We start from the raw sequence: 25,381 nt of genomic DNA, 5'->3' as shown, positions 1-25,381 counted from the left end.
AAGGACCGGGATGGCCCTGGGGTTGCGCCCCCGCTTCAGTTTGTTGGGGCCGTACCCTGGATTTCGGAACCTTGATCGCCGGACTTGAGGGGTTTTTTGCCCGCTTTTCCTTCGATCAACCGGACGCGCTTTGCGACCCGGGTGCAGCCGGTCGTCTTGCCGACCAAATGGCTGCTGCCCACCCTGTTTATCGACCGATTGACGACACCCTGCAGGCCTAAAGTTTCCAAAATGACGGCCAAGCCCCCGCCTTCCCGCTCGCAGGACCCAGCGCCCGGCGCCCAACGCTTCCGGGTGGCGCTGGTGATGATCGTGCGCAACGAGTCGCACCAGCTCGGCCGGGCGCTGGCCAGTGCCCTGCCCTGGGTGGACGAGGCGCTGGTGCTGGACACCGGCTCCACCGACGACACCGTGGCGCTCGCACGCGCCGCGGGTGCGCGCGTGGCCCATTTCCAGTGGACCCACGACTTTGCTGCCGCGCGCAATGCCGCGCTGGCCCTCGCAGGGGCCGACTGGCACCTGGTGCTGGACGCCGACGAATGGATCGCCGAGGGCGGCCCTGCCCTTGCCTCGCTGCGTGAGTTTGCGCCCACTTTCGTGGGTGCGCTGCGGGTGGACAGTCACCAGGGCGAAGGCGCCCAGGCCAGCACCGCCCCCAGCTGGCTCAGCCGCGTGCTGCCCGGCCACGTGCGCTATGCCGGCCGCATCCATGAACAACCGCAGCACCGCCTGAACGTGCAGCGCCTGCCGGTGACCGTGGGCCACAGCGGCTACGCGCCCGCCGCGCTGGCCGCCAAGGCCGGCCGCAATGCCAGGCTGCTGCTGGCCGCCCTGCGCGAGCAGCCGGCCGATGCCTATCTCTGGTACCAGCTGGGCAAGGACCACGACGTCTACGAACGCTACGCCGACGCCGTGGCCGCCTTCGACCGCGCCGAGGCGCTCACCCTCAGCGCCAGCCGCGGCCGCCCGGCCTGGCTGCACGACCTGGTGATCCGCCGCATGCACGCCTGGAAACGCTGCGGCCGCCACGCGCAGGCGCTGCAATGGGCCGAGCAGGCCTTGGTCGCCTGGGCCGAGTCGCCAGACTTTTTCTTTGCCTTGGGGGACCTGCTGCTGGACTGGGCGGCCGACGAACCCCACCGCGCCGAACACCTGCTGCCGATGATCGAGCAGGCTTGGCGGCGCTGCCTGCACCTGGGCGAACGCCCGGAATTGGAAGGCGCCGTGGCCGGCCGCGGCAGCGTGCTGGCGGCGAACAACCTGGCGCTGCTGTACGACTTGATGGACCGCCCGGCCGAGGCCGCCTCCTGCCGCGCACTGGCCGAAGCCGACCACACGGGCTGAGCCCTCCCAGGCGGCCGGGGAAACTTGGGACGGCGCGGCGTTTCCCGGCGATCCGCTGCCATCATCGCGGCATGCCCATCCGCCCGACTTCCCTCAAACGCCTGCTCGCCGAACTGCAGTTCGCCAAGCCAGGCGACGTCAAGCTCCCGGCCATCGACCCGGCCAGCAAACCCTTCTCCCGCGGTGACAAGGCCGACGACAAGGCCACGGTCGACGCACTGGCGCTGGAACTCGACACGCTGCAGAACCTGTTCTATGCCGACCGCCGCTTCAAGCTGCTGGTCGTGCTGCAAGGCCTGGACACCAGCGGCAAGGACGGCACGCTGCGCGGCGTGTTCGGCCGCATGAGCCCGCTGGGCGTGCGCACCGTGGGCTGGAAAGCGCCTACCGAGCCGGAGCGCGCACACGACTTCCTCTGGCGCATCCACCAGCAGCTGCCCGGCGCGGGCGAGATCACCGTCTTCAACCGCAGCCACTATGAAGACGTGCTGGTGCCGGTGGTGGGGCGCCAGTTGACGCCGAAGCAGACGCAGCAGCGCTACGCCCAGATCAACGACTTCGAGCGCCTGCTGAGCGAAACCGGCACCGTGATCGTCAAGTTCATGCTGCACATCTCGAACCAGGAACAGCGCCTGCGCCTGCAGGACCGGCTGGACGACCCGACCAAGCGCTGGAAATTCCAGGCCGACGACCTCAGCGTGCGCAAGCAGTGGGACGCCTACCAGCAGGCTTACCAGCGGGCCATCTCGGCCACTGCCACCGCCTGGGCGCCGTGGACCATCGTGCCGGCCGATTCCAAGACCCACCGCAACCTGATGATCGCCAGCGTGCTGAAGGACCAGCTGCAGCGGCTCAAGCTGCGCTACCCGCCGTCCGACCCTGCGCTGGACCGGTTGCGGGTCGAATAGCAGCGAACTGGCCGGCTGCGGGCCTGTTTATCCGCGCCTGCCGCCGCGCCAGCGCTGCCACAGTGGCAAGGATGAGCCGCCATGCCACCGCCCTCCCCAATGCCCTCGAACGCCATTGGCAAGCGGGGCTGCAAGCCTTGAAAAGCCGCGCCTGGGACCGTGCCATCGCCGAGTTCGGCCACGGCGCGCGCCTGGCGCCTTCGGACCGGCTGATGTGGCTGAACCTGGCCCGCGCGCAACTCGCCAGCGGTGCGCTGGATGCCGCCATCGACGCCAGCCGCCAGGCCCGGGCGCTGATGCCCGAAGACCCGCTGGCCTGTCGCCTGCTCGCCGAATGCCTGGTGCGCCAGCACCGCTTCGCCGAAGCCGCGCAGGTCTTCGACGCCTACCCGCCGCAAGCCGCGCGCGACTTCGAGTGGTACCAGGCCCAGGGCAATGCGCTGTTCCAGAGCCAGCGGCTGCAGGACGCCGTCAGCGCGTTTTTCCAGGCCCTGGCGCTGAAGATCGACGATGCGCTGACCCACTACCGCCTGGGCCTGTGCTTCAAGGACCTGGGCCTGACCCGCGAGGCCACCGAGTGCTTCCGCACCGCCGTCTCGCTGGACAATGACAGCACCCGTGCGCTGGCCCTGTCGCTGCTGGTGCACGAAGGCCGGCAGACCTGCGACTGGCGCCTGGTCGACCAGGACACCGCCGAGCTGCTGCAGGCGATTGACCAGGCCGACGACAAGACCGGCCAGCTGCTCTCGCCGTTTGCACTGCTGGCGGTGGACGCCACGCCGGCGCAGCAGCGCCGCATCGGCGAGATCCGCGCCAAGGGCCTGGCGCGTGAACTCAAGCCGCTGCCGGCGCCGGCGGGCCCGCGCCGGCCCGGCCGCATCCGCGTGGGCTACCTGTCTTCCGATTTCCACCAGCACGCCACCTCGGTGCTGATGGCCGAGCTGCTGGAGCGGCGCGACAGCAGCCGCTTCGAAGTCACGCTCTACTCGCACAGCACCAACGATGGCAGCGCCGTGATGCGCCGGGTGCGCGCGGCCTGCGAACATTTCGTGGACGTGACGCACATGACGCACGTGGCCATCGCGCAGCGCATGCGCGACGACGCGATCGACATCGCCGTCGACCTGAAAGGCCACACCCGCGGCAGCCGCTTCGAGCTGCTCGCCCAACGGCCCGCGCCGATGCAGGTGGCCTACCTCGGCTACCCGGCCAGCACCGGGGCCGACTACATCGACTACATGATCGGCGATCCGGTGGTGACGCCGCTGTCGCACGCCGCCAGCTACAGCGAACACATCGCCCAGCTGCCCAACAGCTACCAGCCCAACGACCGCCAGCGCCCGCTGCCGCCGGCCCCCAGCCGCGCCAGCCTCGGGCTGCCGCAGGACGCTGTGGTGCTGTGCTGCTTCAACCAGGTCTACAAGATGTCGCCGCACATGCTGGACCTGTGGGCCGCGATCCTCGCGCAGGCGCCCCGGGCGGTGCTGTGGATGCTGGCCTGGAACCCGCACGGCCAGGCCAACCTGCAGCGCGAACTGGAAGCCCGCGGCGTGCCGGCCAGCCGCATCTTCTGGGCGCCCAAGCTGCACCTGGGCGAACACATTGCCCGGCTGCGCCAGGCCGACCTGTTCCTCGACACCTGGCCTTGCAACGCCCACACCACCGCCAGCGAGGCCTTGTGGGCCGGCGTGCCGGTGCTCACGGTGCCGGGCGCCACCTACGCCTCACGCGTGGCCGCCAGCCTGGTGCACGCCTGCGGCCTGCCGGATCTGGCCTGCGCCAGCGAGGCCGACTACGTGGGCCTGGCCACCGCACTGGCCAACGAGCCGCAGGTGCTGCAAGGCCTCAAAGCCCAGCTCGACGAACACCGCCTGGCCCTGCCGCTGTTCGACACCGACCGCTACGCCAGCGACTACGAAGCCCTGCTGCAACGCATGTTCGAGCGCCAGCAGGCTGGGCTGGCACCGACGGCACTCCCCGCAGCCTGACGCCGATAAGGCGCCGCTTGGCCCGTCTCATTGCGCTTTAGTTCACGGCACGCGCAGGCACCATCGCCTCAGCGCTGGCAGTTGCCGCCGGCGGCCGAGGAAACCTGCGTATGCAACTGCCCCCTGTTCACCTGGCCATCATCCAGCCGGCTGGCTATGTCCATTCGCTGGGCTTCCTGGACCAGGCGCGCTATTTCCGCCACCAGTTTTCGCGCATGGGCGCGGAGGTGACGATTGCCAAGAACCGGCTGCGCGAAGATGCGGTGAACTTCGTCTTTGGCGCGCACCTGGGCTTTCCGGCCGACTGGCAGCGCCGCCACGCCTGCGTGTTCGTCAACCTGGAACAGCTGGGTGACGGCGGCGCGCGGGTCAGCCACGACTACCTGAACCTCTTGCGCGGCGCCGCAGTGGCGGACTACGACGCCGCCAACGTCGCCAGCTACAGCAGCGAACCGCAGGACGTGCCCATCGTGCCGTTTGGCCACGCGCCTTACCTGGCCGACGGCACGGCGCTGCCGCTGGACCAGCGCCCGATCGACCTGCTGTTCTTCGGCAGCATGAACCCACGCCGCCAGGCCTTCATCCAGCGCGTGGAAGCCTGCGGCTGGAACGTCGCCAGCTTCGACCACCCGCTGTACGGCCCGGAGCGCGACCATTTCGTGCGCCAGGCCAAGGCAGTGCTGAACTGCCACTTCTACGAGAGCAGCCGCTTCGAGCAGGCGCGCGCCTTCCATGCGATGTCGCTGGGCACGCCGGTCATTTCCGAACGCGGCCCGCAGACCCTGCCCAGTGCCGCCTTCGACGAATCCGTCTTCTGGCTTCGGGACGGTGAACTCGAAAACTTCTTCCAGCACCAGTTCGCCAAGCCCGCGTTTTTCGCGCAGGCCCAGGTCAAGCTGGCCGCCTTCGCGCGCCACGACACCATCGACGCCTATGCCGACCTGCTGGCCTTTGCCGCCGGCTTTTTCCAGGCCTGGGGCAAGACCCGCGCGACCGAGCCGTGGAAGCCCACGCGCGTGAACCTCGGCTCCGGCAAAGACTACAAGCCTGGCTGGCTGAACATCGACATCCTGGCCCGTGCCCAGCCCGACCTGGTGCTGGACCTGGGCCAGCCGCACAGCTTCCCGCTGACGCTCAAGGGCGAGCGCGGCGCCGAAGTGCTGCTGGCGCCCGGCAGCCTGGACCTGCTGTACGCCAACAACGTGCTGGAGCACGTGCCCGACCTGCCGATGCTGATGGGCAATGCGCTCACGCTGCTGAAGGAGGGCGGCGAATTCCAGATCGAGGTGCCTTATGAAAAGGCCCTCACGGCCTGGCAGGACCCCACGCACCTGCGCGCATTGAACGAGAACTCCTGGCTCTACTACACCGACTGGTTCTGGTACCTGGGCTGGTTCGAGCACCGCTTCGAGGTCGCCCAGTCGCAGTGGCTGGACATGCAGACCAAGCCTTGCAACAAGGAACAGGCCGCGTTCATGAAGATGACGCTGCGCAAGATTGCCACCACGCCGCGCGAGCGCACCGTGGCCCGCGCGATGCAGGCCGATTTCGGCGGCATTGCCGATGACAGCTGGGTGTTCACCGAAGCCGCCCCCCATCCGATTCCGACCGAGGAAATGCTGTGATGCAGCCCCATGCAGAAGTGATGGCCGTGCTGGCCTTCGAACATCCGAACAACGCCGTGACGAGCGTGGCCGAGCGCATGGCCGCCGGCCTGGCCTGCCAGGGCCTGAACGCACGTGTCTTCACGCTGCCGGGCGATGCCCAAGCGCTGGCCGCCGTGCCACCCGCGCAGATGCTGGGCCTGCTCTCGCTGGGCCCGATGCCACTGGCCACCGAAATCGATGGCCGCCCGCTGTGGGAACACTTCGGCCGTTCGCCGGTGGCCGTCTACCTGCTGGACGCGCTGCTCTATGACCTGGCCCGCGTGCCTGTGATGAAGGAATTCCTGGCCGATGCCGCCAGCCAGCCCCGCCTCTCGCTGGTCTCGCCCGAAGCCGGCTACCGCGACTGGCTGGGTGGCACTCTGCCGGTGAACTGGCGCTACCTGCCGTTTGCCGCCTTCCCGCAACTGGCCCTGCCCGGCACCGCAGACGCCGCGCCGGCCGAGCCGCAAGGCCGCTTCTGCGTGGTCGGCACGATTGGCGGCGAACTCGGCAACGCACCGGCCAGCGAAACCCTGCCCGCGCTGCTGCAGCGCCTGCTCGGCCGCCGGGTGGACAGCCGCCGCTTGCAGCAGACCGCCGATGCGCTGACCGCACCTGACGCGCACCCGATGCCCGCACGCACACTGGCCGCCAGCCTGGGCTGGACGCCGGCTGAAGTGATGACCGGCAACGAGCAACTGGCCGCGACGATCGCGGTCGACTCCTGGTTCAAGCGCGAGCGCCGCCTGGCGGCCGTGCGCAGCATGACCGGCCTGCAGGTGGACTTCTTCGGCAGCGGCTGGGACAAACTGCTGGGCGAGGTGCCGGGCTTCCGCCACGTCGGCCAGATCCGCCATGGCGACATAGCCAAGCTGGTGCCGCACTACCTCGGCCTGGTGAACTTCGATCCGAACTGGCAGCACGGCCTGCACGACCGGGTCTACACCACCACCGCGATGGGCTGCCGCATCATCACCAACGACAACAGCGCACTGGCCGAGGCCGCGCTGCCGGCCGAACAGGTGCTCTGCTACGACGCCAACCGTCCGGCGATTGCCGAAAGCGTGGCCGCCGCCGGCTGGCTGGACAGCCTGCCACCACCGGCCCGGCCGAACAGCGCGCTGCTGGCCCGCCACCATTGGGGCACCCGAATGGCCCAGTGGCTGACTGACGCGCCAATCGATGTGCCCGCACTGCCCGCACCGGCCATGGCCGACGCGGCACCGGCCGCCGTCCAGCCGATGCCCGGCCCGGCCTTTGCCGCCAGCGTGAATGCCAGCCTCGGTGCGCAGGCCCACTTCTCGCCAGCCCTGCACCCCCTCATGCACACGCTGGCCGGCACCCGCCGCTGAGCCGAGGCGAACCCACATGCCAGCCAACGACCTGCGCGTGGTGCAACTGGGCTCGATGGCCCGCTCCGGCGAAACCCTGTTCCTGCGCACCTTCTCGGTCCACCCGCAGGTGCAGGTGGTGCACGACCTGCGTGTGGGCAACACCGCGGCCGAAACCGCGCTGTTCAAGCTGCTGCGCATCTGGCCGGCCAACCGCGTGCCGCGCGTGGAGGTCGAGCGCCTGTTCGGCCCGACGCTGAAGACCGGTGCCACGCACCTGCTGCTGAAGCAAGGCGTCTTCCACCCGCGCCACGCCTGGCGCGGCGTCGGCCTGATCCGCAATCCGTACGCGATGTTCGTGTCCCTCTGGACCTACGACGCCGGCAAGCACGCCAAGGATCAACAGCACCTGCACAACTGGCGCACGCTGCGCCTGCCGCGGCTGCTTGCCTGGTGCGACGCGATGGACCCGGTGCTCTCGCGCCAGCTCGCAGCGATGAGCGACCCACTGGAGCAGTTCCTGCTGTTCTACGCCATGCGCGCCCAGCAGCTGAAGGCCAGCGGCCAGCCGCTGCTGCACTGCGAAGACCTGGTCAACCAGACCTTGCCCACGCTGCGCAGCGCCTGCCAAGGCCTGGGCCTGGTGCCGCACGACGACCTGCTGCGCGCCCACCAGTTCTATGCCAAGGGCGACGCCGGCCACGGCGGCATGGACCTGGGCTCGCCCATCCGCCCCGGTGGCGACTGGCAACCGCATCCCGGCTTGCCCACCGCGCCGTTCGACGCACTGGTGCGCCAACTGGGGTTGAACCGCTACACGGGCCTCTACGCGCCCGCCGCCCAGGCCGCCTGAACTTTCGGGCCGCGCCAGCGGTCCCATCGGCCACCATGGCCAAGCGACCCGCCCTGCAGCCCTATGGCAAGCCGCACAACGACTCCGGCATTGCCGCCTACGCCACCGGCCCAGGCTGGATCGCGCTTGAGTTCAAGCACGGTGGCTGCTACCGCTACGACGCCAATGCGCCAGGCGCAAGACACGTCGCCGAGATGACGCGCCTGGCCCGCGCCGGCGACGGGCTGAACACCTACCTGAACCAGCACGTGCGCGAGCACTACGCCGAACGTTTGTGGTGAGCTGCCGTGCGCGGCAGATCGCCATGTGTGGATGCATCGCTCTCCGCCCAGCCTCGCTCACGCCACTTTCTCGTCCTCCTGCTTGGCCGCGGCCATCGCCTCGGGTTCCAGTTCCTCGGCATCGCGATTGAAGCGGATGAACACGCCCCAGGCGGCCAGCAGGACGCCGACCGAGACGATCAGCGCTGCGGCCTGCGGCAGCAAGGCCAGGTCTTCATGGATGGCCTTGAAGCTGGCCACCAGGCCTTCGATGCCCAGCGCCACCACGACCACGACAAAGAAGCGCGAGAGATAGCGCCGTACCCGCGTGGGCGCGCTGACATCCGCGTCGCGGATCACCTCTTCCTCGGCAATGGTCTCGGCAATCTGCAGCGCCACCACCGCCGCGGCCAGCAGGCCCACGGCCTCGATGATGGCCTGCGCCGCGCCGCTGTCCAGCCCGCCCGTGAAGGCCTGCCAGCCCATGTGCGCGGCAATGATGACCAGCATGAGCGCGGCAAATGCGAAGAGCGCGGCCATCAGGCCATGAACAATGCTGAAAAGACGCTGTATGAGCTTCATCTAACCCTGCCTGGAAGTGCTGGCGAATTTTTTCCAGCGCCCCGCGGCCTGTCTGTCAGACCACCGCCCGGCGCGGTGCCGGCCAAGGCCGCACCAGTTCAAGCGCTGCAGGTTCCCGCCGGACGGGTCGTCCAGGCCGCCTGTGCCAAGCCGCGGCGCAGGCGGCCTGAACGCGGCCCGCCTTGGCTGCGACTAATTCACGCCCGGCGCCAAACAGCGCTCATGCATCTCCACCCATCCGTCGAAATACCACTCAGCCCACGGGCCGCAGCACCACCAGAACCACCACAACCATGTGAGACATCCAATTGCGCGATAACCAACCCATCACCCAGCGGGAATATGAATTCCCCGACAACGCGACCCTGATGTCCACCACGGACCCGCAGAGCCACATCACCTATGCCAATGCGGCATTTGTGGAGGTCAGCGGTTTCACGCGGGAAGAGGTGATGGGCAAGCCCCACAACCTGGTGCGCCACCCCGACATGCCGGCCGAGGCCTTTGCCGACATGTGGGCCACGCTCAAGGGCGGCGAGCCATGGACGGCCCTGGTCAAGAACCGGCGCAAGAACGGCGACCACTACTGGGTGCGCGCCAATGCCACCCCGGTGGTGCGCGACGGCAAGGTGGCCGGCTTCATGTCGGTGCGCACCAAGGCCTCGCGCGAGGAGATCGCCGGGGCAGAGCAGCTTTACCGCGAGTTGCGCGAGGGCAAGGCCGGCAGCCGGCGCTTCCACAAAGGGCTGGTGGTTCGCACCGGCCTGGCCGCGTGGCAGTCCATGTTCAAGACCCTTTCGGTTCGCTGGCGGATCCGGCTGCCGCTGATGCTGCTGGCCCCTGCCCTGACCGCTGCGGCAACGCTGCTGGGGGTGAATGGCCTGATGCTGGCAGCATTTGGCGGCGCCAATGCAGCGCTGACGCTGCTCGCCTGCCTGTGGCTGGAGGCCCAGATTGCCAAGCCGCTGGAGCAATTGCGCGCGCAGGCGCTGCGCGTGGCCAGCGGTGAAAGCCAGAAAGCAGTGCAGATGGACCGGGTCGACGAGATCGGCATGACCTTGCGCACCGTGAGCCAACTGGGCCTGATGTTCCGCTGGCTGATTGATGACGTGAGCGCGCAGGTGCTCAATCTGCAGACCGCCATCCATGAGATCGCCCAGGGCAACCAGGATCTCAGCGTGCGCACCGAGCAGGCGGCGTCCAGCGTGCAGCAGACGGCCTCCTCCATGATGCAGATGACGACCACGGTGCGCAACAGCGCCGAGACCGCGACCACGGCCAACCAGTTGTCCGGTTCGGCCAGCGAAGCGGCCTCGCGCGGCGGCAAAGCGGTGTCGCAGGTGGTCAACACCATGCACGACATCACGCAAAGCTCCAAGAAGATTGCCGACATCATCGGCGTGATCGATGGCATTGCCTTCCAGACCAACATCCTGGCACTGAACGCTGCCGTGGAAGCCGCCCGCGCCGGCGAGCAGGGCCGCGGCTTTGCGGTGGTGGCCGGCGAGGTCCGCAGCCTGGCCCAGCGCAGCGCAGATGCGGCCCGCGAGATCAAGGCCTTGATCGGCAGCAGCGTGGAAAAGGTCGAGTCGGGTGCCAAGCTGGTGGATGACGCCGGCCGCACCATGGAAGACATCGTGAACCAGGTGCGGCGCGTTTCGGACCTGATCGCGGAGATCAGCTCGGCCACGCATGAGCAGACCACCGGCATTGGCCAGGTGGGACAGGCCGTGGGCCACCTGGACGAAATCACCCAGCAGAACGCGGCCCTGGTGGAGCAAAGCACCGCCGCTTCGGAGAGCCTGCGTCAGCAGGCCACCCGGCTGGTCGAAGCCGTCAGCGTGTTCCGCTGAACACGCGGCCCCCTGCCCCTGCCTTCACCAGTTCAGGCGCTGCAGGTTGCCATCGAACGGGTCATCCAGCGCGTTGCTGGCGAACGGCAGGTTGGCCGGCAGGAAGGCCTTGAGGCGGCGGATGTCGCCGCAGTCGAAGGCCAGCTCAGGCACCTCGATGCTGCGCTTTTCGAGCAGCACCGAAATGTTGTAGCCGTACTGGCGCACGCGGGCCTGGCGGCAGTCGAAGCCGGCCAGCACCAGGCGGTAGAGCAGCAGGCCGGCATTCCACAGGCTGACGTGGCCGCCAACGATCTGGTGTTTCATCGGCGGCACGCTCAGCGCCAACACGCCGCCTTCGCGCAGCGCGCCGTGCAGCCGGCCAAGGAAACGCTGAGCGTCGAGCTGATGTTCCAGCACATGGCTGCACCAGACGCAGTCGTAGCGCTCGGGCAGTTCCAGCGTGTTGAAGTCGCCGATCACGCATTGCAGCTGCGGGCTGCGGCGCTCGAAGTAGACGGACTTGCCGTAGTCCACCGTGGTGACCTGTTTGCCAAACGCGAGGAAGACCTCGCTGTGCTCACCGGCACCGCCGCCCACGTCCAGCACGCTGCCGAAGTCGTAATCGCTGAGCAGCGTCCACAGCGCCAGGTCGGCAAACTGCGGGCGCTTCAAGCCCAGCACTTCGAAGCCGGGCAGGCGTTCGTCAGCGCGTGGGTCGTTGGCGGCGCGGGGAGAAAGCTCAGCCATTGACACGCAGCCCGGCAGGGCGCTCAGCGCGGGTCGCGCGGGTTGCGGTCTGGCGCATCACCACGCGCAGCGCGTCCTTCAGGCCGTCCACTTCCTGGCGCAGCGTGTCGATCTGGTGGTGCGCCTGGGTCAGGGCCTGGCGCATGGTGTCGCTGCTGGCGCCGTCGTCGCGGCGGCTGCCGTGCAAGGCGAAGACCTGGCGATGGAAGTCGCTGTGGCGGGCGGTGTGGCTGGCATAGCCCCACCAGGTGTTGTGCAGCTCGCGCAGGTGGTTGGGCCGCGGCGGGTGGCGCAGCGGCTGGGCGCGCGGCGCCTCGGGGTTCAGCGCAGCGGCCCACATCGGCTCGCTGAGGAAATCATGCGAAGCGATCTGCAGGTAGGCCTCGGGGCCGTGCTCGGCCTGGAAGGCCGGCTGGCAGATCGGCGCCATCAGCGAAACAGCCTCCTTCCCGAACCACTGCGCCTCCTGCAGCACGCCGGAAGACAGGCCCACGAAGCGTACCGGGCGCTCGCCAGCCATCAGCTCGTAGGTCTCGGCCTCGCAAAGCGGCACTGCACGGCCGACGATGCGTTCGAGCTGCTGGTGCTCGGCCGCGGCAAAACCATGCGCCAGCGGATGCGGCTTGTAGGCCAGGCGCTCGTTGCCGGCCAGCTGGCGCAGCGTGGCGGCATGGTCGGCCACGCGGGCGAAGCGGCCTTGCGGGTTGATCAACGAAGCGTCGGCCTCGGTCTGGCCGATGTAGATCCAGGCGCCGTCGTACGGGCCGGCGGATTCGTCATAGCGCTGGCGGTAGCGCACCTGCGCGGCCATCAGCGAGGCTTCGGAGAAGACTTCGTCCATGCGCTGGGCGTGCGGCAGCAGGCGGGCATAGAGGTCGGGCTGGTTGGTGCCCAGGGCCATGTAGAGGTCGCTGGCAAAACGCAGCGGCGACAGCCGCATGTCCAGCCAGGCGTGGCCGCCCTGGTCCAGCGCCTGGCGCAGCCAGGCCGGCATTTCGTAGCCGACGATCAACGCGCCTTCGGGCACGTGCGCGTTCAGGTAGTCGGCCGCGGGCGCCGGGATGCCCAGGTACAGCGCAGCCCAGTCGTGCGGACCGGAGCCGGCGCCGCACAGGCGCAGGAAATGGGCGGTGTCGAAGCCGGGCTTCAGGTTGTGGCGCTGGCCGCGGCGCGGGGACTTGCCCAGGTCCATGCCGGTGGCATGGAAAACAGGCACGCGGATCAGGTCGTACATGAACTCCTTGGCCGGCCAGAAGGCGTCGCGGCTGAGGTCGTCCAGGCAGGCGATGGTGGTGTAGTGCATGCGCGTGAGCAGTGAGGGTTTCAGCGGGCGTGCAGGCCGAAGGACTGCATCGGCGAGGCGACCGTGTGGATGGGTGCCGGCGCGGGCACCGGTGCCGCGACAGGCGCAGCCGCCGCCTGCTTGGCGGCCGGCTTCTTGAAACGCATGCCGGTGGGTTTGACGGCGCGTTCCAGCAGCGTGCTGATCAGCGAGCGCGGGTAGCGCAGCCGGTTCTGCTGGCCGCCGCCCCAGTACTGGTAATGCTGGCCAAGGTAGCGCGTGACCTGCAGCGCGGTGACCGGCACCTGGCTGCAGGACGACAGCAGCGCCTGCAGCATCGCCTCCATCTCTTCTTCGGTCTCGCCGATGGCGATGGCGTCGCCGTTCTGCAGCAGGCCGCCGTAGTTGATCTGGAAGTCGCCATTGGCGTCGATGAAATGGCTGGCGCAGGTGATCCAGTCTTCCTGCAGCGCGGTCAGCCCGGCCTGCTGGTTGAACTTGTAGTTCGGCCCGCCCAGCGGCCGGGTGTGCTTGACCGGCACGTCGTCCAGGATGGCCACGCGGCCGAGCTTGCTCATGCGCGGCCAGACGCTGTCCAGCCCGTAGCCGCTGATGTTGCCGGCCAGCGTGGGGAACACGCGCGCCAGGAACTCGGTCGACAGCACCGGCGCCATGATCTCGACGAAGTTGGTGAAGCGCAGCTGGAATTCGGCATGCTGCAGCGTGATCGGGTGCACGAAGTAGGAGTCGGGTGTCAGCGCGGGCTGGGCCAGTTCGAGCTGCAGGTCGTCGCAGGTGACGAACATGCGCGAGACCTGCTCGGGCACGCAGAGCAGGTCGTCGTCCGGCATCCAGACGTAGCGGTACTTCGAGATCAGTTCCCAGTGGGCCGCCAGCGTGCGTTCCAGGCCCGGGTATTTGGGGCCTTTTTGCATGTGGACAAAGACCGCGCCGGGCGCCTGGGGGTGTTCATCGCCGAACCAGGACAGCGCATAGTCGAAGTTCTGCTGTTCCAGGCGTTCGATGGTGTGCGGATGCAGGGAGCCTGGACCCGCGCGGTAGAGGATCAGATAGGGTTTCACAGGGGGCGCTCCTGGGTTGTCTCTGGCTGGCGTGGGGTTCGCCATGCGGGCGGGCCGCGAGGCGTGGCGCCAGTCTAGGAGGGCACTTGAGCCGGCAAAGCGCCGATGTGACCGCGCTTTTCGGGGCATCTTGCGGCGGCACAAGTGGCCGTCGGTTTGCCCGCAGAGGGCGGATTTCGGGCGCTTTGCAGGAGGCCCCGCCGCCAGCGTGTAGGAATTTGCCTGACACGCGCATCGGGAAAACCGGGACTCAAGCCGCGGAAGTACCCCGATGTTTCTGCTTTGTATCCATCCCTACAGTTCACTCCATCGCATCTTGATCTTCACCCGGCAAGCCGCCAGCCACTCCTAGGAGCAGACACATGGACACCAACCAAATCCTCGCCGAGATCCGCGAAGCCAACCTGTCTTACCTGATGCTGGCCCAGAGCCTGATCCGCTCAGACCGCGAACAAGCCCTGTTCCGCCTCGGTGTTTCGGAAGAGACCGCCAACCTGATCAGCGCACTGACGCCCGCGCAGATGATGAAGATCGCCACCGGCAACACGCTGCTGTGCCGCTTCCGCATGGACGACGACCTGGTCTGGGGCCTGCTGACCAGCCACGGCAAGTCGGCCTCGAACGACTCGGTTTCCCGCCTCCACGCTTCCATTCTGATGGCCGGCCGCCATCAAGAGGCGGCCTGACCTGGCTGCCGGGTCCGGCCGCGCAGCGGACCCTTTGACATCTACAGACACAAGACAGGACGGAGAACACCATGGCCCGCAGCAAAAGCATCCTGACCGAAGCACGGCAGATCGAACGTGCCGTCATCCTGATCAACCTGGGCGCCCGCCTGCAGGTGCTGGAATCGGAAACCGACCTGTCTTACGAGCGCTTGCTGCGCCTGTACAAGGAAGTCTCGGGCAAGAGCCCGTCCAAGGGCCAGCTGCCGTTCTCGACCGACTGGTTCATGACCTGGCAGCCCAACATCCACGCCAGCCTGTTCCTGAACATCCACGAGTACCTGAACAAGACCTCGGAACTCGAAGAGATCGACACCGTCATCAAGGCCTACCAGCTCTACATGGAGCAGACCGCCTCGCAAGGCCTGGAGCCGATGCTCTCCGTCACCCGCGCCTGGCGTCTGGTCAAGTTCGTCGACAACGGCATGCTGACCATGACCAAGTGCACCGGCTGCGGCGGCCACTACGTGACCCACCCGCACGAGATTGCCCGCCACTTCATCTGCGGCCTGTGCAACCCGCCAGCCCGCGCCGGCAAGGGCCGCCAGGCTGGCGCGCTGCAGTTGCCCAGCGCCGCGGAGCGTGTGCAACAAAGCCAGCAGGAAGCCAGCGCCCTGGCCGCTGCGGCCGCCGCCGCCGACGAGGCGGAAGAAGCCGCGCTCGCCCGGGTCAAGAAAACTGCCGACACCTCCGCGGACACCTCCGCCGAGACGCACTGACGTCCCGGCCACCCACGATTTCCTGTTCGACAGCCGCGGCCCTGAGGTAAACCCGCAAGCCCCTCAAGTTCACACCGCCGCTGCCGAAGACTCCCTTACGCAGTGCCTGCTTCGCGCAGGACCCTCGCTGCAGCGTTTCATGCTTGTCTCCTCCTAGCACTCCCTGTGCTTTCCTGGCGGACTCCCTCGTGGAGCCCGCCATTTTTCTTTGGGCGCGAGGTTCTGGGTTCGAGAGGGGCACCGCGACAGGCGCTCGCGAATCCCCTTTTACGGCGCTCGGGGCCGCGAAAGCGGACTTTGGGACCGCTTTTCCGGCGTTCCGCAGATCTCAAGCCGGCGATGCTCAGCACCGATATGTTCGCCAAGGGTCGCACTCCTGGCGACTCCATGAGATTCGGAACTCCACACCATGTTCGTCATCGTCGGTTGGCTGCTCGCCATCGGTTGCATCTTCGGCGTGTACATCGCGCACGGGGGCAACATCGGGGTGATCCTGCACGCCCTGCCCTTTGAAATGCTGACCATCTTTGGTGGCGCGATCGGCGCCATGGTGGCCAACAACCAGCCCAAGGTGCTGAAGGCCACGATGAAGGGGCTGGGGGCCTGCTTCAAGGGTTCGAAGTATTCCAAGGCCCGCGCGATGGAGCTGCTGGCGCTGCTGTTCGAGATCCTGCAGAAGGCCCGCAAGGAAGGCCTGATGTCGATCGAGAAGGACGTGGAAGATCCGCACAACTCGCCGTTGTTCCAGAAATTTCCGGTCGTGGGCCATGACCACCACGTGACCGAGTTCATCACCGATTACCTGCGCATGATGGTCTCGGGCAACCTGAACGCCCACGAGATCGAGTCCTTGATGGACACCGAGCTCGAAACCCACCACCACGAGGCCCACAGCGCTTCGGCGGCCATCGCCCGGTTGGCCGGCGCACTGCCCGCCTTCGGCATCGTGGCCGCGGTGCTGGGCGTGGTGAACACCATGGGCTCGGTGGGCCAGCCGCCCGCGGTGCTGGGCGGCATGATCGGCTCGGCGCTGGTCGGCACCTTCCTGGGCATTCTGCTGGCCTACGGTTTTGCCGAACCGCTGGCCGGCCTGCTGGAACAGAAGATCGACGAAGACGGCAAGGAACTGCAATGCATCAAGACCACGCTGCTGGCCTCGATGCAGGGCTACGCGCCGCAGGTCGCGATCGAGTTCGGCCGCAAAGTGTTGTATTCGACTGAACGTCCGACTTTTGGCGAGCTGGAAAGCCACGTCAAAAAGAAGTGAGCGAGACCATGACGTTCACTGAAGCCGGGAGCATGTGATGGCAGGAGACGCAAAAAAGCTCCAGCCCATCATCGTCAAGCGCGTCAAGAAAGGCGGGCATGGCGTGCACGGTGGTGCATGGAAGATCGCCTATGCCGACTTCGTGACGGCGATGATGGCCTTCTTCCTGCTGATGTGGCTGCTCGGCTCCACGACCGAGGGCGACAAGAAAGGCCTGCAGGACTTCTTCCAGTCGCCGCTGAAGGTGGCGATGGGCGGCGGCTCGGGTGCTGGCGACTCTTCGTCCATCATCAAGGGCGGCGGCGAGGACCTCACCCGCAGCGGCGGCCAAGTCAAGCGCGGCGACATCGAAGCCGGCAAGCGCACCTTCAACCTGCAGGCGCTGAAAGCCGAGCAGGTGCGCGCCGAAGCCGGGCGGCTGCAGGAACTGAAGGCCAACATCGAGCAGCGCATGGGCGCCAGCGAGAAGCTCAGGGCCCTGTCCTCGCAGATCCGGCTGGACATGACACGCGACGGGCTGCGCATCCAGATCGTCGACGACCAGAACCGGCCAATGTTCGACTCCGGCAGTGCCATCGTGAAACCCTACATGCGTGAACTGCTGCGCGCGATCGGCGAGGTGCTCGGCGACGTGCCCAACCTGCTGACCGTGGAGGGCCACACCGATGCCACGCCCTTCCCCGGCGGGGAACGCGGCTACAGCAACTGGGAGCTTTCGGCCGACCGGGCGAATGCTTCGAGACGGGAGTTGATGGCCGGCGGCCTGGCCGAAAACCGCGTCCTGCGGGTGCAGGGCCTGGCCTTCAGCCAGCCGTTCAACCGACAGGACCCGACAGACCCGAGCAACCGCCGCATCTCGATCATCGTGATGAACCGGGAAGCCGAAGACCGAGTGTTCAAGACCGCGCCGGAGCCGCTGCCGGAAGCAACGCAGGCCACGGCGCCGGAGGCGGCCGAAGAAAAGCCTTCACATTGAACTCAAGTGTGCCCACCCCCCGCCGATAACGCTCTCAAGACCGCCGAGAGGAACCCGACATGAGCAACCCCACCGACCTGAAATTCCTTGTTGTTGACGATTTCTCCACCATGCGGCGCATCGTGCGCGGCCTGTTGAAGGAAATGGGCTGCAACAACGTCGAGGAGGCCGAAGACGGCCAAGTCGCGTTGAACATCCTGAAAGGCGCGAAGTTCGACTTCGTCGTCAGCGACATCAACATGCCCAACATGAACGGCTTCGACCTGTTGAAGGCCATCAAGGCCGACGACACCCTGAAGCACCTGCCGGTGCTGATGGTGACCGCCGAAGCGCGCAAGGAAGACATCGTGCTGGCAGCCCAGAGTGGCGCCGCCGGCTACATCGTCAAGCCCTTCACCAAGGCCACGCTGGAAGAAAAAGTCCAGAAGATCATGCAGAAGCTGGCCGCCACGGCCTGATGCGATCACCCCCAACAACAGGGACCCAGCCATGAAAATGGAAGATCTGACAGCCGTGGCACCCGTCGAGCCCTTGATGGTTTCGCCGGAAGTGTTCCAGCAACTCGGCAACATCACCCGCGTGCTGCACGACACCATGCAGCAACTGGGTGTGATGCCCAAGCTGCAAACCGCCACCGACGGCCTGCCCGACGCCCGCAGCCGGCTGACCTACATCGCCAGCAAGACGGCCGAAGCCGCCAACAAGGTGCTGAACTCGGTTGACCAGGCCAAGACCGACCATGCCCGCATCACCGAACTGACGCGTGACATGGCCGCCGCCATCGTGGCCGACCCGGTTCGCGCCGTGGCCTCCGGCTCGGTGATGAACTTCGTCAAGGAAGTCGAAGGCGCCACCGCGCGAATCGACAGCCACCTGACCGACATCATGATGGCGCAGGACTTCCATGACCTGACCGGCCAGGTGGTCGCCAAGGTCGTGACGCTGGCCAACGACCTGGAAGACAGCCTGGTCAAGCTGCTGGTGCAAGTCATCCCGCCGGAACACCGCGAGAAGATCGAGCCGCAGATGCTGCAAGGCCCGGTGGTGAACGCCGAAGGCCGCACCGACGTCGTCACCAACCAGGGCGAAGTCGACGATCTGCTGGCCAGCCTGGGCTTCTGAGCCCGCGCCTGCCTGCATCCGACAAACGCGCCTCACCGGGCGCGTTTTGCCATCCGCCCCCTCTTCCCGCCACGCCCATGAGCGACACAGCAGACACCGCTGCCGCCGCAGCAACCGCCGAAGCAGAAGACCTCGATGCCCCGGTGGCGCAGGCCCTGGCCTGGCTGCTGCCGCAGCATCGGGCAACGCCGGCCGATGCGCTGCAACGCATCCGCGTCATCTGCGAGCAGGCCGGCAGCGAGCTCTACCCTGCGCTGCTGCTGGTGCTGGCCACGCACCAGGCCGTGCCGCGCGAGATCCTGGCCGCGGCCGTCAAGCAGTTCCGCCGCGACTGCGACGCCTTCAGCCGCGAAGACGTCTGCGGCTTGCTCAACGGCATTGCCAACGGCGGCTATCAGGGCTTCGACGTGATCCTGCGCACCCGCAAGACCGGAGAGAAAAAATCCTCCGGTTTCTCGTGGATTCGCGAAGACGACCAGTGAGATGAGGCACCCGGTCCCGCGGATACGCGAGACCACCCGCCGAGCGGGTTGCGCAGCCGCCTTAAGGCGGCTCGGCGCCGGCTGCTTCCCGCGCGCCAACCACGGTTTGTCGCCTTGAAACGACCCGACAAACACCGGGTTCTCCAACGGCTGCACCCGCAGCACCTCGCCACAATCGGCCCCGATGCTGATCTGGCCGCTTCCTGCCTTGCTGACCTGGCTTGCCGCCTGGGGTTTGTTCCTCGGGCTGCCGGCGCTGGGCGTGGCAGGGCTGGTGGCGTTTGTGATCGCGGCGGCCCTGGGCTGTGGCGCTGCGCTGCTGGCCCGGCGACAGACGCTTTGGCGCCAGGGCTTCATTGCACTGGGCTTTCCGCTCTCGCTGCTGGCCCTGGGCGGGGCCGGCCTGCCGGGCTGGGTCTGGCTGTTGCCGCTGGGCGGCCTGCTGCTGCTCTACCCGCTGCGCAGCTGGCGCGACGCACCGCTTTTCCCCACACCCGAAGCCGCGCTGAAAGGCCTGGCGCAGGCCGCGCCGCTGCCACCCGAAGCTTCGCTGCTGGAGGCCGGCTGCGGACTGGGTGACGGCTTGCGCGCGCTGCGCAGCGAATACCCCCTGGCCCGCCTGCTGGGCCTGGAATGGAGCTGGCCGCTGCGCCTGCTGTGCGACTGGCGCTGCCGCCGCAACGGCCTGCGCGCGCAGGTCAGGCGGGCCGACATCTGGGCCTGCGACTGGTCCGCCCACCAATTGGTCTACCTCTTCCAGCGCCCCGAGAGCATGCCCCGCGCCGTGGCCAAGGCCGAGCGGGAACTGCAGCCCGGCGGCTGGCTGGTCAGCCTGGAATTCGAAGCCGCCGAACTGCTGCCCGAGGCCAAGCTCGAAAGCGTCGCCGGCAAGCCGGTGTGGCTGTACCAGGCGCCGTTCAGGCGGCGCTGAAAGCGCCAGGTCCGCAACCTGCGGCAGCTCGTCCGCTGTCGTGAGGACTGGCTGACCATTCTTTGACCATGGAATTTCACCGCAAGCGCAAGCTCAACGACACTGCAGCCAGCCATTCGGCTACAGGCCCATGACACAAGACTTGACGGCACCGGAGACGGTTGTTTGCACACCCGTGCCCGTGTGCTGAAGCATTTCGCCAGGCTGATGCTTCCCTTCGGTGCCCTGACCTGCGTGTTGGCAGGGGCGGCGCTGTGGCGCGGGCTGGACTATGAGGAAGACCGGGCGCTGTTTGCCGAGCAATCGGCGGCGCTGCGCGGGGCCACTGCGCTGACCGAGTCGCTTGCGCCGGTGTTCCGGCATGTGCGTTCGCTGACCCAGGAAGCGCCGGTGCGCCGGACCCTGGCCCACCCGGACGACACGCAGCCGATGGTCGAGGCCTTCCGCAGCCTGCTGCAACGCAACGCCAGCTACCAGCAGGTGCGCTGGCTGGACACCTCCGGCCGCGAGCGGGTGCGCATGCAGTTGGTCGACGGGCAACCGCAGCGGGTCGAGGGGGCCGCCGAGCTGCAGGACAAGTCCGAGCGCTATTTCGTCAGGGAAGCCCGGGTGATGCGGCCCGGCGCGATCTACCTGTCGCAGGTCGATGCTTACCAGGAGCACGGCAAGGTGCTGCTGCCGCTGCAACTGGTGCTGCGGGTGTGCATTGGCGTGGCCGACGATGCCGGCAAGCCGCTGGGCCTGCTGATCATCAACCTCGATGCCAACGCGATCTTCGCCACGCTGGACCGCAGCTCCACCATCGGCAACCGCCAGCTGCTGCTGCTGGACGACCAGGGCCGCTGGCAGCGGGAATTCCGCGACCAGACGCCGTCCGGCGCGGCCTCGGCGCCCCGCACCGCCGACTTCAGCAACCAGCACCGCGCGCTGTGGTCACGCGTGCAGGCCGAGCGCGAAGGCACCGCCATCGATGACGGGCTGTGGGGCTGGCGCAGCATGGACCCGATGGCCATGGACCAGGCGCCGCAACAGTCGCACAACATGCGCTGGGTGGTGCTGACCTACCGGCCGATGGTGGAACTGCAGGCCACCCGCCTGCGCCTGACACTGGGCGTGCTGGGCTTCGCCACGCTGACGCTGGCGATGCTGGCCTTCCTCTGCTGGCGCCTGGCCCGCGAGCGCAGCCTGCTGGTCCAGGCCCGCCAGGCGGCCGAAAGCGCGGCCCGCACCAAGGCGGCCTTCCTGGCCAACATGAGCCATGAGATCCGCACACCGCTGCACGCGGTCGTGGGCATGACGCTGCTGCTCAAGCGCAGCCCGTGCACGCCGCAGCAGGCCGAACGGCTGGAGCGCATCCACAGCGCCGCCGGCCACCTGCTGGCCTTGTTGAACAACATCCTCGATGCCTCCAAGCTCGAAGCGGGTGGGCAACAGCTGGAGGCGGTGGACTTCTCGCTGCCGGCCTTGCTGGACTCGGTGATCTCGCTGGTCACGCCGGCCGCCGAGGCCAAGGGCCTGTCGCTCAGCGTGGACCACCGCGACTGCCCCGACTGGTTGCGCGGCGACCCACTGCGCCTGCGCCAGGCCTTGCTGAACTACGCCAACAATGCGGTCAAGTTCACCGAGCGAGGCGGCATCTCGCTGAACGCCCGTTGCCAGCCGCTGGCCGCCGACCCACAGCGGCTGGAGCTGCTGCTGGAAGTCGAGGACACCGGGCCGGGCGTCGAGCCCAAGGTGCTGGACCGCCTGTTCGGCGAGTTCGAGCAGGCCGACGAAACCGTGGTGCGCCGCTTCGGCGGCACCGGGCTGGGCCTGGCCATCACGCGCAAGCTGGCGCGCTGGATGGGCGGCGAGGCCGGTGCCACCAGCGAACCCGGCCGCGGCAGCGTCTTCTGGCTGCGGGTGCCGATGCAGCGCGGCGAGCCGGTGACCACGGCCACGCTGTCCAGCGGCGACAACCACGGCGCCGACCTGCTGCTGCGCCAGCGCCACCCAGGCGCGCGCGTGCTGCTGGCCGAAGACAACCCGGTGAACCGCGAGATCGCCTGCGAATTCCTGGCCCACGCAGGCCTGCAGGTCACCGCGGTGGACGATGGCGCCAAGGCGCTGGACCTGGCGCTGGCCAAGGACTTCGACCTGCTGCTGCTGGACATGCAGATGCCCGAGCTCGACGGCCTGGAAGTGGCGCGCCGCCTGCGCGCCGGCCGTGCCGACCCGCCCCACGTCCCCATCCTCGCCCTCACCGCCAACGCCTTCGACAGCGATCGCCAGGCCTGCCTGGCCGCCGGCATGGACGACTTCATCACCAAGCCGGTCAACCCCGAGCACCTGTACCTGATGCTGCTGCGCTGGCTGGACCACGGCAGGCAGGAGCGCGAACACTACGCGCAGGTGACGGACTGAAGGCGGCTTCACGTACCCGTGAAGCCGGGTGCTCGATCTACTCGCCTACCAAACCATTGCGGATCGCGTAGACCGTCAGTTCCGAGTTGTTGCCCAGCGCCAGCTTTTCCAGCACCCGGGCCCGGTAGACGCTGACCGTCTTGGGCGACAGCGTGAGTTCGGTGGCGATGTCCGAGAGGCGCTTGCCGGAGGCGATCATCACCAGGGTCTGCAGTTCGCGGTCGGAGAGCTTTTCGTGCGGGCTCTCGTGCTGGTCGTCCTTGCCGATGTTCTCGGCCAGCAGCTGGGCGATCTCGGGGGTGATGTACTTGCGGCCCTGGGCCACCGTGCGCACGGCCTGCACCAGCACCGCCGGGTCGCCACCCTTGTTGACATAGCCATGCGCGCCGGCCTTCAGCGCGCGGATCGCGTACTGGTCTTCCGGGTACATGCTGACCACCAGCACCTTGACCGGCGAGCCTTCGTCCTTCAGCACGTGCAGCACGTCCAGGCCGCTGCGGCCGGGCATGTTGATGTCCAGCACCAGCACGTCGCAGGTGTCCTTGCGCAGCAGGCTGCGCAGCTCACCGTAGTCACCGGCCTCGCCGATGACTTCGAGGTCGGGCGCATCGGCCAGGGTGTCGCGGATGCCGCGGCGGATCAGGGCGTGGTCGTCACAAACAATGACGCGGGTCATAGGCTTCCCCAGGCGGACGGGTCGTGCGGCCGGTCGTCGTCATCCTCGTCGCCGGGGAGTGTCGGGATGGCATCGGGCTGCAGTGGCACCGAGAGTATCAGCGTTGTGCCCGTCGGGCCGCTCGACAGGTCGACCCAGCCGCCCACGGTGGACGCCCGCTCGTGCAGCCCGCGGATGCCGAAGCTGCGGGTCTTGGCCAGGTCCTCGCCGGACAGGCCCTTGCCGTTGTCGCTCACCTCCAGCGACAGCACCTCCTGCGCCATCGACAGGTCGATGCGCACCTTGCTGGCCTGGGCATGCTTGCTGACGTTGGTCAGCGCCTCCTGGGCGGTGCGGTAGGCCACCAGCGGCACGCCGGCCGGCAGCACCGGGTTGTCCTGGCTGGTGCGGAACTCGGTGACGATGCCGGTGCGCTTCTCGAAGCGGCTGCTCATCCATTGCAGCGCGGCCACCAGCCCCTGCTCCAGGATGGCCGGGCGCAGGTTGTGCATGATGCGCTGGCTGGCTTCCAGCGCATGGGTCACCGTCTCGATCGAGGTTTCGAGCCTGGCCTTCAGTTCCGGCGGCGTGCTGGGCTGGCGCGCCATCCAGGCCAGCTCGAACTTCAGCGCGCTCAGGCCGCCGCCCACGTCGTCGTGGATCTCGCGGGCGATTGCCGCGCGCTCCATCTCCACGCTGGTCTGCAGGTGCTGGGCCAGCTCGGACAGGCGCTGGCGCGACGCGGTCAGCTCGCGGTCGGCGCGCTGGCGGGCGCACAGCGTCTGGTGCGCGGCAATCGCATGCTCGACCGCCGGCACCAGCCGGGCCAGCTTGGCCTTGAGCAGGTAGTCGCTGGCGCCGTCACGCATGGCCTGCACCGCCACGTCTTCACCGATTTCGCCGGACACCAGGATGAAGGGCAGTTGCAGCCCCATGCCGCGCACGATCTCCAGCGCCTTCAGGCCGGAGAAGCCGGGCAGGTTGTAGTCGGAAATGATGGCGTCCCACGGCTGGGCCAGCGCGGCGCGAAAGCCGGGCTCGGTGTCGACCCTCAGGGTGTCGACCTGCAGCGCCCCTCGCTGCAAATGGGCCATGACCAGCGCATGGTCAAGGTCGGAGTCTTCCAGGTGCAGCACCCGCAGCGGGCGGCTCGGATCAGGAACAGCCATTGCGCAAGTATGAACCAGCGTTCGATGGCCTCGCCGGGCAGCACCCAGTTTTCTCGCACCCAGGGCGGCCCTCGCTGGCCCTTAATCACGAAATACGCCTTCTTTCTGCCAGTGATCGGGTCAACCCCAGGCGGTCTCGTGCCGAAAAATCACTGGCAACTCCTCCACTGACAGTGTCTGTGGGAGGCCGAGTGGCGTGCAGCCCGGCCGGCCCCGAAAAAGGGGGAGAACGGAAAAACTGCCCTGGAGCAACGATGCAGACAATTGAAGTCCAAGTGCCTGATGCGGGAGGAGGTCCCGGCATGCCATTGCTGGCGGCCGCTGACCTCCAGGATCACCTCATGGTGGCCAGCAACGACCTGGAGCGCCTGCAACGGCTGCTGGACGACGCGAGTGAAACGCTGTCCGGGCACTTCTACGGCGCCAGCAGCCAGCTGACCGACGTGATGAGCGCATTGAAAGCACTGCCCGACCTCGACGGCAGCATGCATGTCGCCATGCAGAACCTGGCAGGCGCGATCACCGCGCTGCAGTTCCATGACATGGCCACCCAGTTGATCTGCCACACCCAGAAGCGGCTGCGCAGTTGCGCGGACCGAATCGCCCGTGACGCCATGGGGGATGAAGACGAAGACGGGATGGCGATCGTGGAGGACGGCCCCGGCCGCCCGAATCCGGTGACCCAGGACGAAATGGACGCCGGTTCCATCGATCTGTTCTAGCCCCTCTTCCGCCCAGTTCGGCACCCCAGCCTCAGCCCCTTACAAAGTTTCCCGGAGAAAAAGCGATGCACTCGATTCTTGCCGTTGACGATTCCCCCTCGATGCGCCAAATGGTGGCGTTCACCCTGAAGAACGCCGGTTTCAACGTCGTTGAAGCCGTGGATGGCCAGGACGCCTGGGAGAAGGCCGGCCAGCGCGACTTCAACCTGGTGCTGACCGACCAGAACATGCCCCGCATGGACGGCATCAGCCTGACCAAGAAGCTGCGCGAGAACCCCAAGTTCAAGGCCACGCCCATCCTGATCCTGACCACCGAGTCCAGCGACCAGATGAAGCAGGCCGGCCGCGCCGC

General features: G+C 67.6%; 25 protein-coding genes and 1 pseudogene. 19 read left to right on the top strand and 7 right to left on the bottom strand.

Going from position 1 to position 25,381, the window contains the following annotated elements; translation table 11 throughout:
• Positions 1-35: 35 nt before the first annotated feature.
• Complete coding sequence (locus ACAH41_RS01890) at positions 36-242, bottom strand: hypothetical protein (protein WP_325649402.1); 207 nt, start codon at positions 240-242, stop codon at positions 36-38.
• Here ACAH41_RS01890 and ACAH41_RS01885 point away from each other — a divergent pair.
• The 7 genes from ACAH41_RS01885 to ACAH41_RS01855 all read left to right on the top strand — a co-directional run bounded on the left by ACAH41_RS01885 (position 232) and on the right by ACAH41_RS01855 (position 8,351).
• Positions 232-1,344: a glycosyltransferase gene (locus ACAH41_RS01885; protein WP_325649400.1), complete on the top strand. Its 1,113-nt coding sequence runs from the start codon at positions 232-234 to the stop codon at positions 1,342-1,344. The two genes, ACAH41_RS01890 and ACAH41_RS01885, sit on opposite strands and share 11 nt — an antisense overlap.
• A gap of 71 nt (positions 1,345-1,415) precedes the next feature.
• Entirely contained in the window at positions 1,416-2,252 is an 837-nt protein-coding gene (locus tag ACAH41_RS01880) for a PPK2 family polyphosphate kinase (protein WP_325649398.1), read from the top strand.
• Positions 2,253-2,323: 71 nt separating this feature from the next.
• Positions 2,324-4,240 carry a tetratricopeptide repeat protein gene (locus ACAH41_RS01875; protein WP_325649396.1) on the top strand — a complete coding sequence of 639 codons (1,917 nt, stop codon included), beginning with the start codon at positions 2,324-2,326 and terminating at the stop codon, positions 4,238-4,240.
• 110 nt (positions 4,241-4,350) lie between these two features.
• Complete coding sequence (locus ACAH41_RS01870) at positions 4,351-5,865, top strand: methyltransferase domain-containing protein (protein ID WP_325649395.1); 1,515 nt, start codon at positions 4,351-4,353, stop codon at positions 5,863-5,865.
• Entirely contained in the window at positions 5,865-7,238 is a 1,374-nt protein-coding gene (locus ACAH41_RS01865; RefSeq protein ID WP_325649393.1) for a hypothetical protein, read from the top strand. The genes ACAH41_RS01870 and ACAH41_RS01865 overlap by 1 nt, the downstream gene beginning before the upstream one ends.
• 16 nt (positions 7,239-7,254) lie before the next feature.
• Entirely contained in the window at positions 7,255-8,070 is an 816-nt protein-coding gene (locus tag ACAH41_RS01860) for a hypothetical protein (RefSeq protein ID WP_325649391.1), read from the top strand.
• 35 nt (positions 8,071-8,105) lie between these two features.
• The gene (locus ACAH41_RS01855) at positions 8,106-8,351 is read left to right on the top strand and encodes a hypothetical protein (RefSeq protein WP_325649390.1); all 246 of its coding nucleotides are present in this window, start codon (positions 8,106-8,108) and stop codon (positions 8,349-8,351) included.
• A 57-nt stretch (positions 8,352-8,408) separates the two neighbouring features.
• Here ACAH41_RS01855 and ACAH41_RS01850 read toward each other — a convergent pair whose 3' ends face one another.
• Entirely contained in the window at positions 8,409-8,912 is a 504-nt protein-coding gene (locus ACAH41_RS01850; RefSeq protein WP_325649388.1) for a hypothetical protein, read from the bottom strand.
• A gap of 308 nt (positions 8,913-9,220) precedes the next feature.
• Here ACAH41_RS01850 and ACAH41_RS01845 point away from each other — a divergent pair, with 308 nt between their 5' ends.
• Positions 9,221-10,765 (top strand): methyl-accepting chemotaxis protein, encoded by a 1,545-nt coding sequence (locus tag ACAH41_RS01845; RefSeq protein ID WP_325649386.1) that lies wholly within the window; start codon positions 9,221-9,223, stop codon positions 10,763-10,765.
• Positions 10,766-10,789: 24 nt separating this feature from the next.
• Here ACAH41_RS01845 and ACAH41_RS01840 read toward each other — a convergent pair whose 3' ends face one another.
• From ACAH41_RS01840 to ACAH41_RS01830, 3 genes are read right to left on the bottom strand one after another with little or no spacing between them, the layout of a single operon-like run.
• A complete protein-coding gene (locus ACAH41_RS01840; RefSeq protein ID WP_325649384.1) occupies positions 10,790-11,494 on the bottom strand; it encodes a class I SAM-dependent methyltransferase in 705 nt (234 codons plus the stop codon).
• A complete protein-coding gene (locus tag ACAH41_RS01835; RefSeq protein WP_325649383.1) occupies positions 11,487-12,797 on the bottom strand; it encodes a hypothetical protein in 1,311 nt (436 codons plus the stop codon). The genes ACAH41_RS01840 and ACAH41_RS01835 overlap by 8 nt, the downstream gene beginning before the upstream one ends.
• A gap of 20 nt (positions 12,798-12,817) precedes the next feature.
• Positions 12,818-13,858: a hypothetical protein gene (locus tag ACAH41_RS01830; RefSeq protein WP_325649382.1), complete on the bottom strand. Its 1,041-nt coding sequence runs from the start codon at positions 13,856-13,858 to the stop codon at positions 12,818-12,820.
• Positions 13,859-14,220: 362 nt separating this feature from the next.
• Between ACAH41_RS01830 and flhD the strand changes: the two genes are divergently transcribed.
• The 9 genes and pseudogenes from flhD (at position 14,221) to ACAH41_RS01785 (ending at position 22,483) form a co-directional block, all read left to right on the top strand.
• Positions 14,221-14,544 (top strand): flagellar transcriptional regulator FlhD, encoded by a 324-nt coding sequence (gene flhD / locus ACAH41_RS01825; protein ID WP_141287257.1) that lies wholly within the window; start codon positions 14,221-14,223, stop codon positions 14,542-14,544.
• Positions 14,545-14,615: 71 nt separating this feature from the next.
• Positions 14,616-15,149 (top strand): annotated as a pseudogene (flhC, locus tag ACAH41_RS01820) (flagellar transcriptional regulator FlhC); the annotation flags it as partial.
• A 562-nt stretch (positions 15,150-15,711) separates the two neighbouring features.
• The gene (gene motA / locus ACAH41_RS01815; protein ID WP_325649379.1) at positions 15,712-16,569 is read left to right on the top strand and encodes a flagellar motor stator protein MotA; all 858 of its coding nucleotides are present in this window, start codon (positions 15,712-15,714) and stop codon (positions 16,567-16,569) included.
• Positions 16,570-16,606: 37 nt separating this feature from the next.
• On the top strand, positions 16,607-17,545 hold the full coding sequence (gene motB, locus ACAH41_RS01810) for a flagellar motor protein MotB (protein WP_325649378.1): 939 nt from the start codon (positions 16,607-16,609) through the stop codon (positions 17,543-17,545).
• 59 nt (positions 17,546-17,604) lie between these two features.
• Positions 17,605-18,003, top strand: coding sequence for a chemotaxis response regulator CheY (gene cheY, locus ACAH41_RS01805; protein WP_141287261.1), 399 nt, complete (start codon positions 17,605-17,607; stop codon positions 18,001-18,003).
• Positions 18,004-18,034: 31 nt separating this feature from the next.
• On the top strand, positions 18,035-18,667 hold the full coding sequence (locus ACAH41_RS01800) for a protein phosphatase CheZ (protein ID WP_325649375.1): 633 nt from the start codon (positions 18,035-18,037) through the stop codon (positions 18,665-18,667).
• A 77-nt stretch (positions 18,668-18,744) separates the two neighbouring features.
• Positions 18,745-19,149 carry a hypothetical protein gene (locus tag ACAH41_RS01795; RefSeq protein WP_325649374.1) on the top strand — a complete coding sequence of 135 codons (405 nt, stop codon included), beginning with the start codon at positions 18,745-18,747 and terminating at the stop codon, positions 19,147-19,149.
• Between the two features lie 184 nt (positions 19,150-19,333).
• Positions 19,334-20,080, top strand: coding sequence for a class I SAM-dependent methyltransferase (locus ACAH41_RS01790; protein ID WP_325649372.1), 747 nt, complete (start codon positions 19,334-19,336; stop codon positions 20,078-20,080).
• Between the two features lie 165 nt (positions 20,081-20,245).
• Positions 20,246-22,483 (top strand): response regulator, encoded by a 2,238-nt coding sequence (locus ACAH41_RS01785; protein WP_325649371.1) that lies wholly within the window; start codon positions 20,246-20,248, stop codon positions 22,481-22,483.
• 37 nt (positions 22,484-22,520) lie between these two features.
• Here ACAH41_RS01785 and ACAH41_RS01780 read toward each other — a convergent pair whose 3' ends face one another.
• A complete protein-coding gene (locus ACAH41_RS01780) occupies positions 22,521-23,159 on the bottom strand; it encodes a response regulator transcription factor (protein ID WP_325649369.1) in 639 nt (212 codons plus the stop codon).
• On the bottom strand, positions 23,156-24,307 hold the full coding sequence (locus ACAH41_RS01775; RefSeq protein ID WP_325649368.1) for a histidine kinase: 1,152 nt from the start codon (positions 24,305-24,307) through the stop codon (positions 23,156-23,158). Before ACAH41_RS01775 ends, ACAH41_RS01780 begins: the two co-directional genes overlap by 4 nt.
• A 254-nt stretch (positions 24,308-24,561) precedes the next feature.
• Here ACAH41_RS01775 and ACAH41_RS01770 point away from each other — a divergent pair, with 254 nt between their 5' ends.
• Entirely contained in the window at positions 24,562-25,029 is a 468-nt protein-coding gene (locus ACAH41_RS01770) for a hypothetical protein (protein ID WP_370538138.1), read from the top strand.
• Between the two features lie 65 nt (positions 25,030-25,094).
• A partial coding sequence (locus tag ACAH41_RS01765) for a response regulator (RefSeq protein WP_370538137.1) occupies positions 25,095-25,381 on the top strand: 287 nt, incomplete at its 3' end.

The sequence above is a fragment of the Ideonella sp. genome (genome assembly GCF_041287625.1).
Lineage (GTDB): Bacteria > Pseudomonadota > Gammaproteobacteria > Burkholderiales > Burkholderiaceae_C > Ideonella.
The sequence above is the reverse complement of the archived record's forward strand: the minus strand, read 5'-3'. Positions and strand labels throughout refer to the sequence as shown.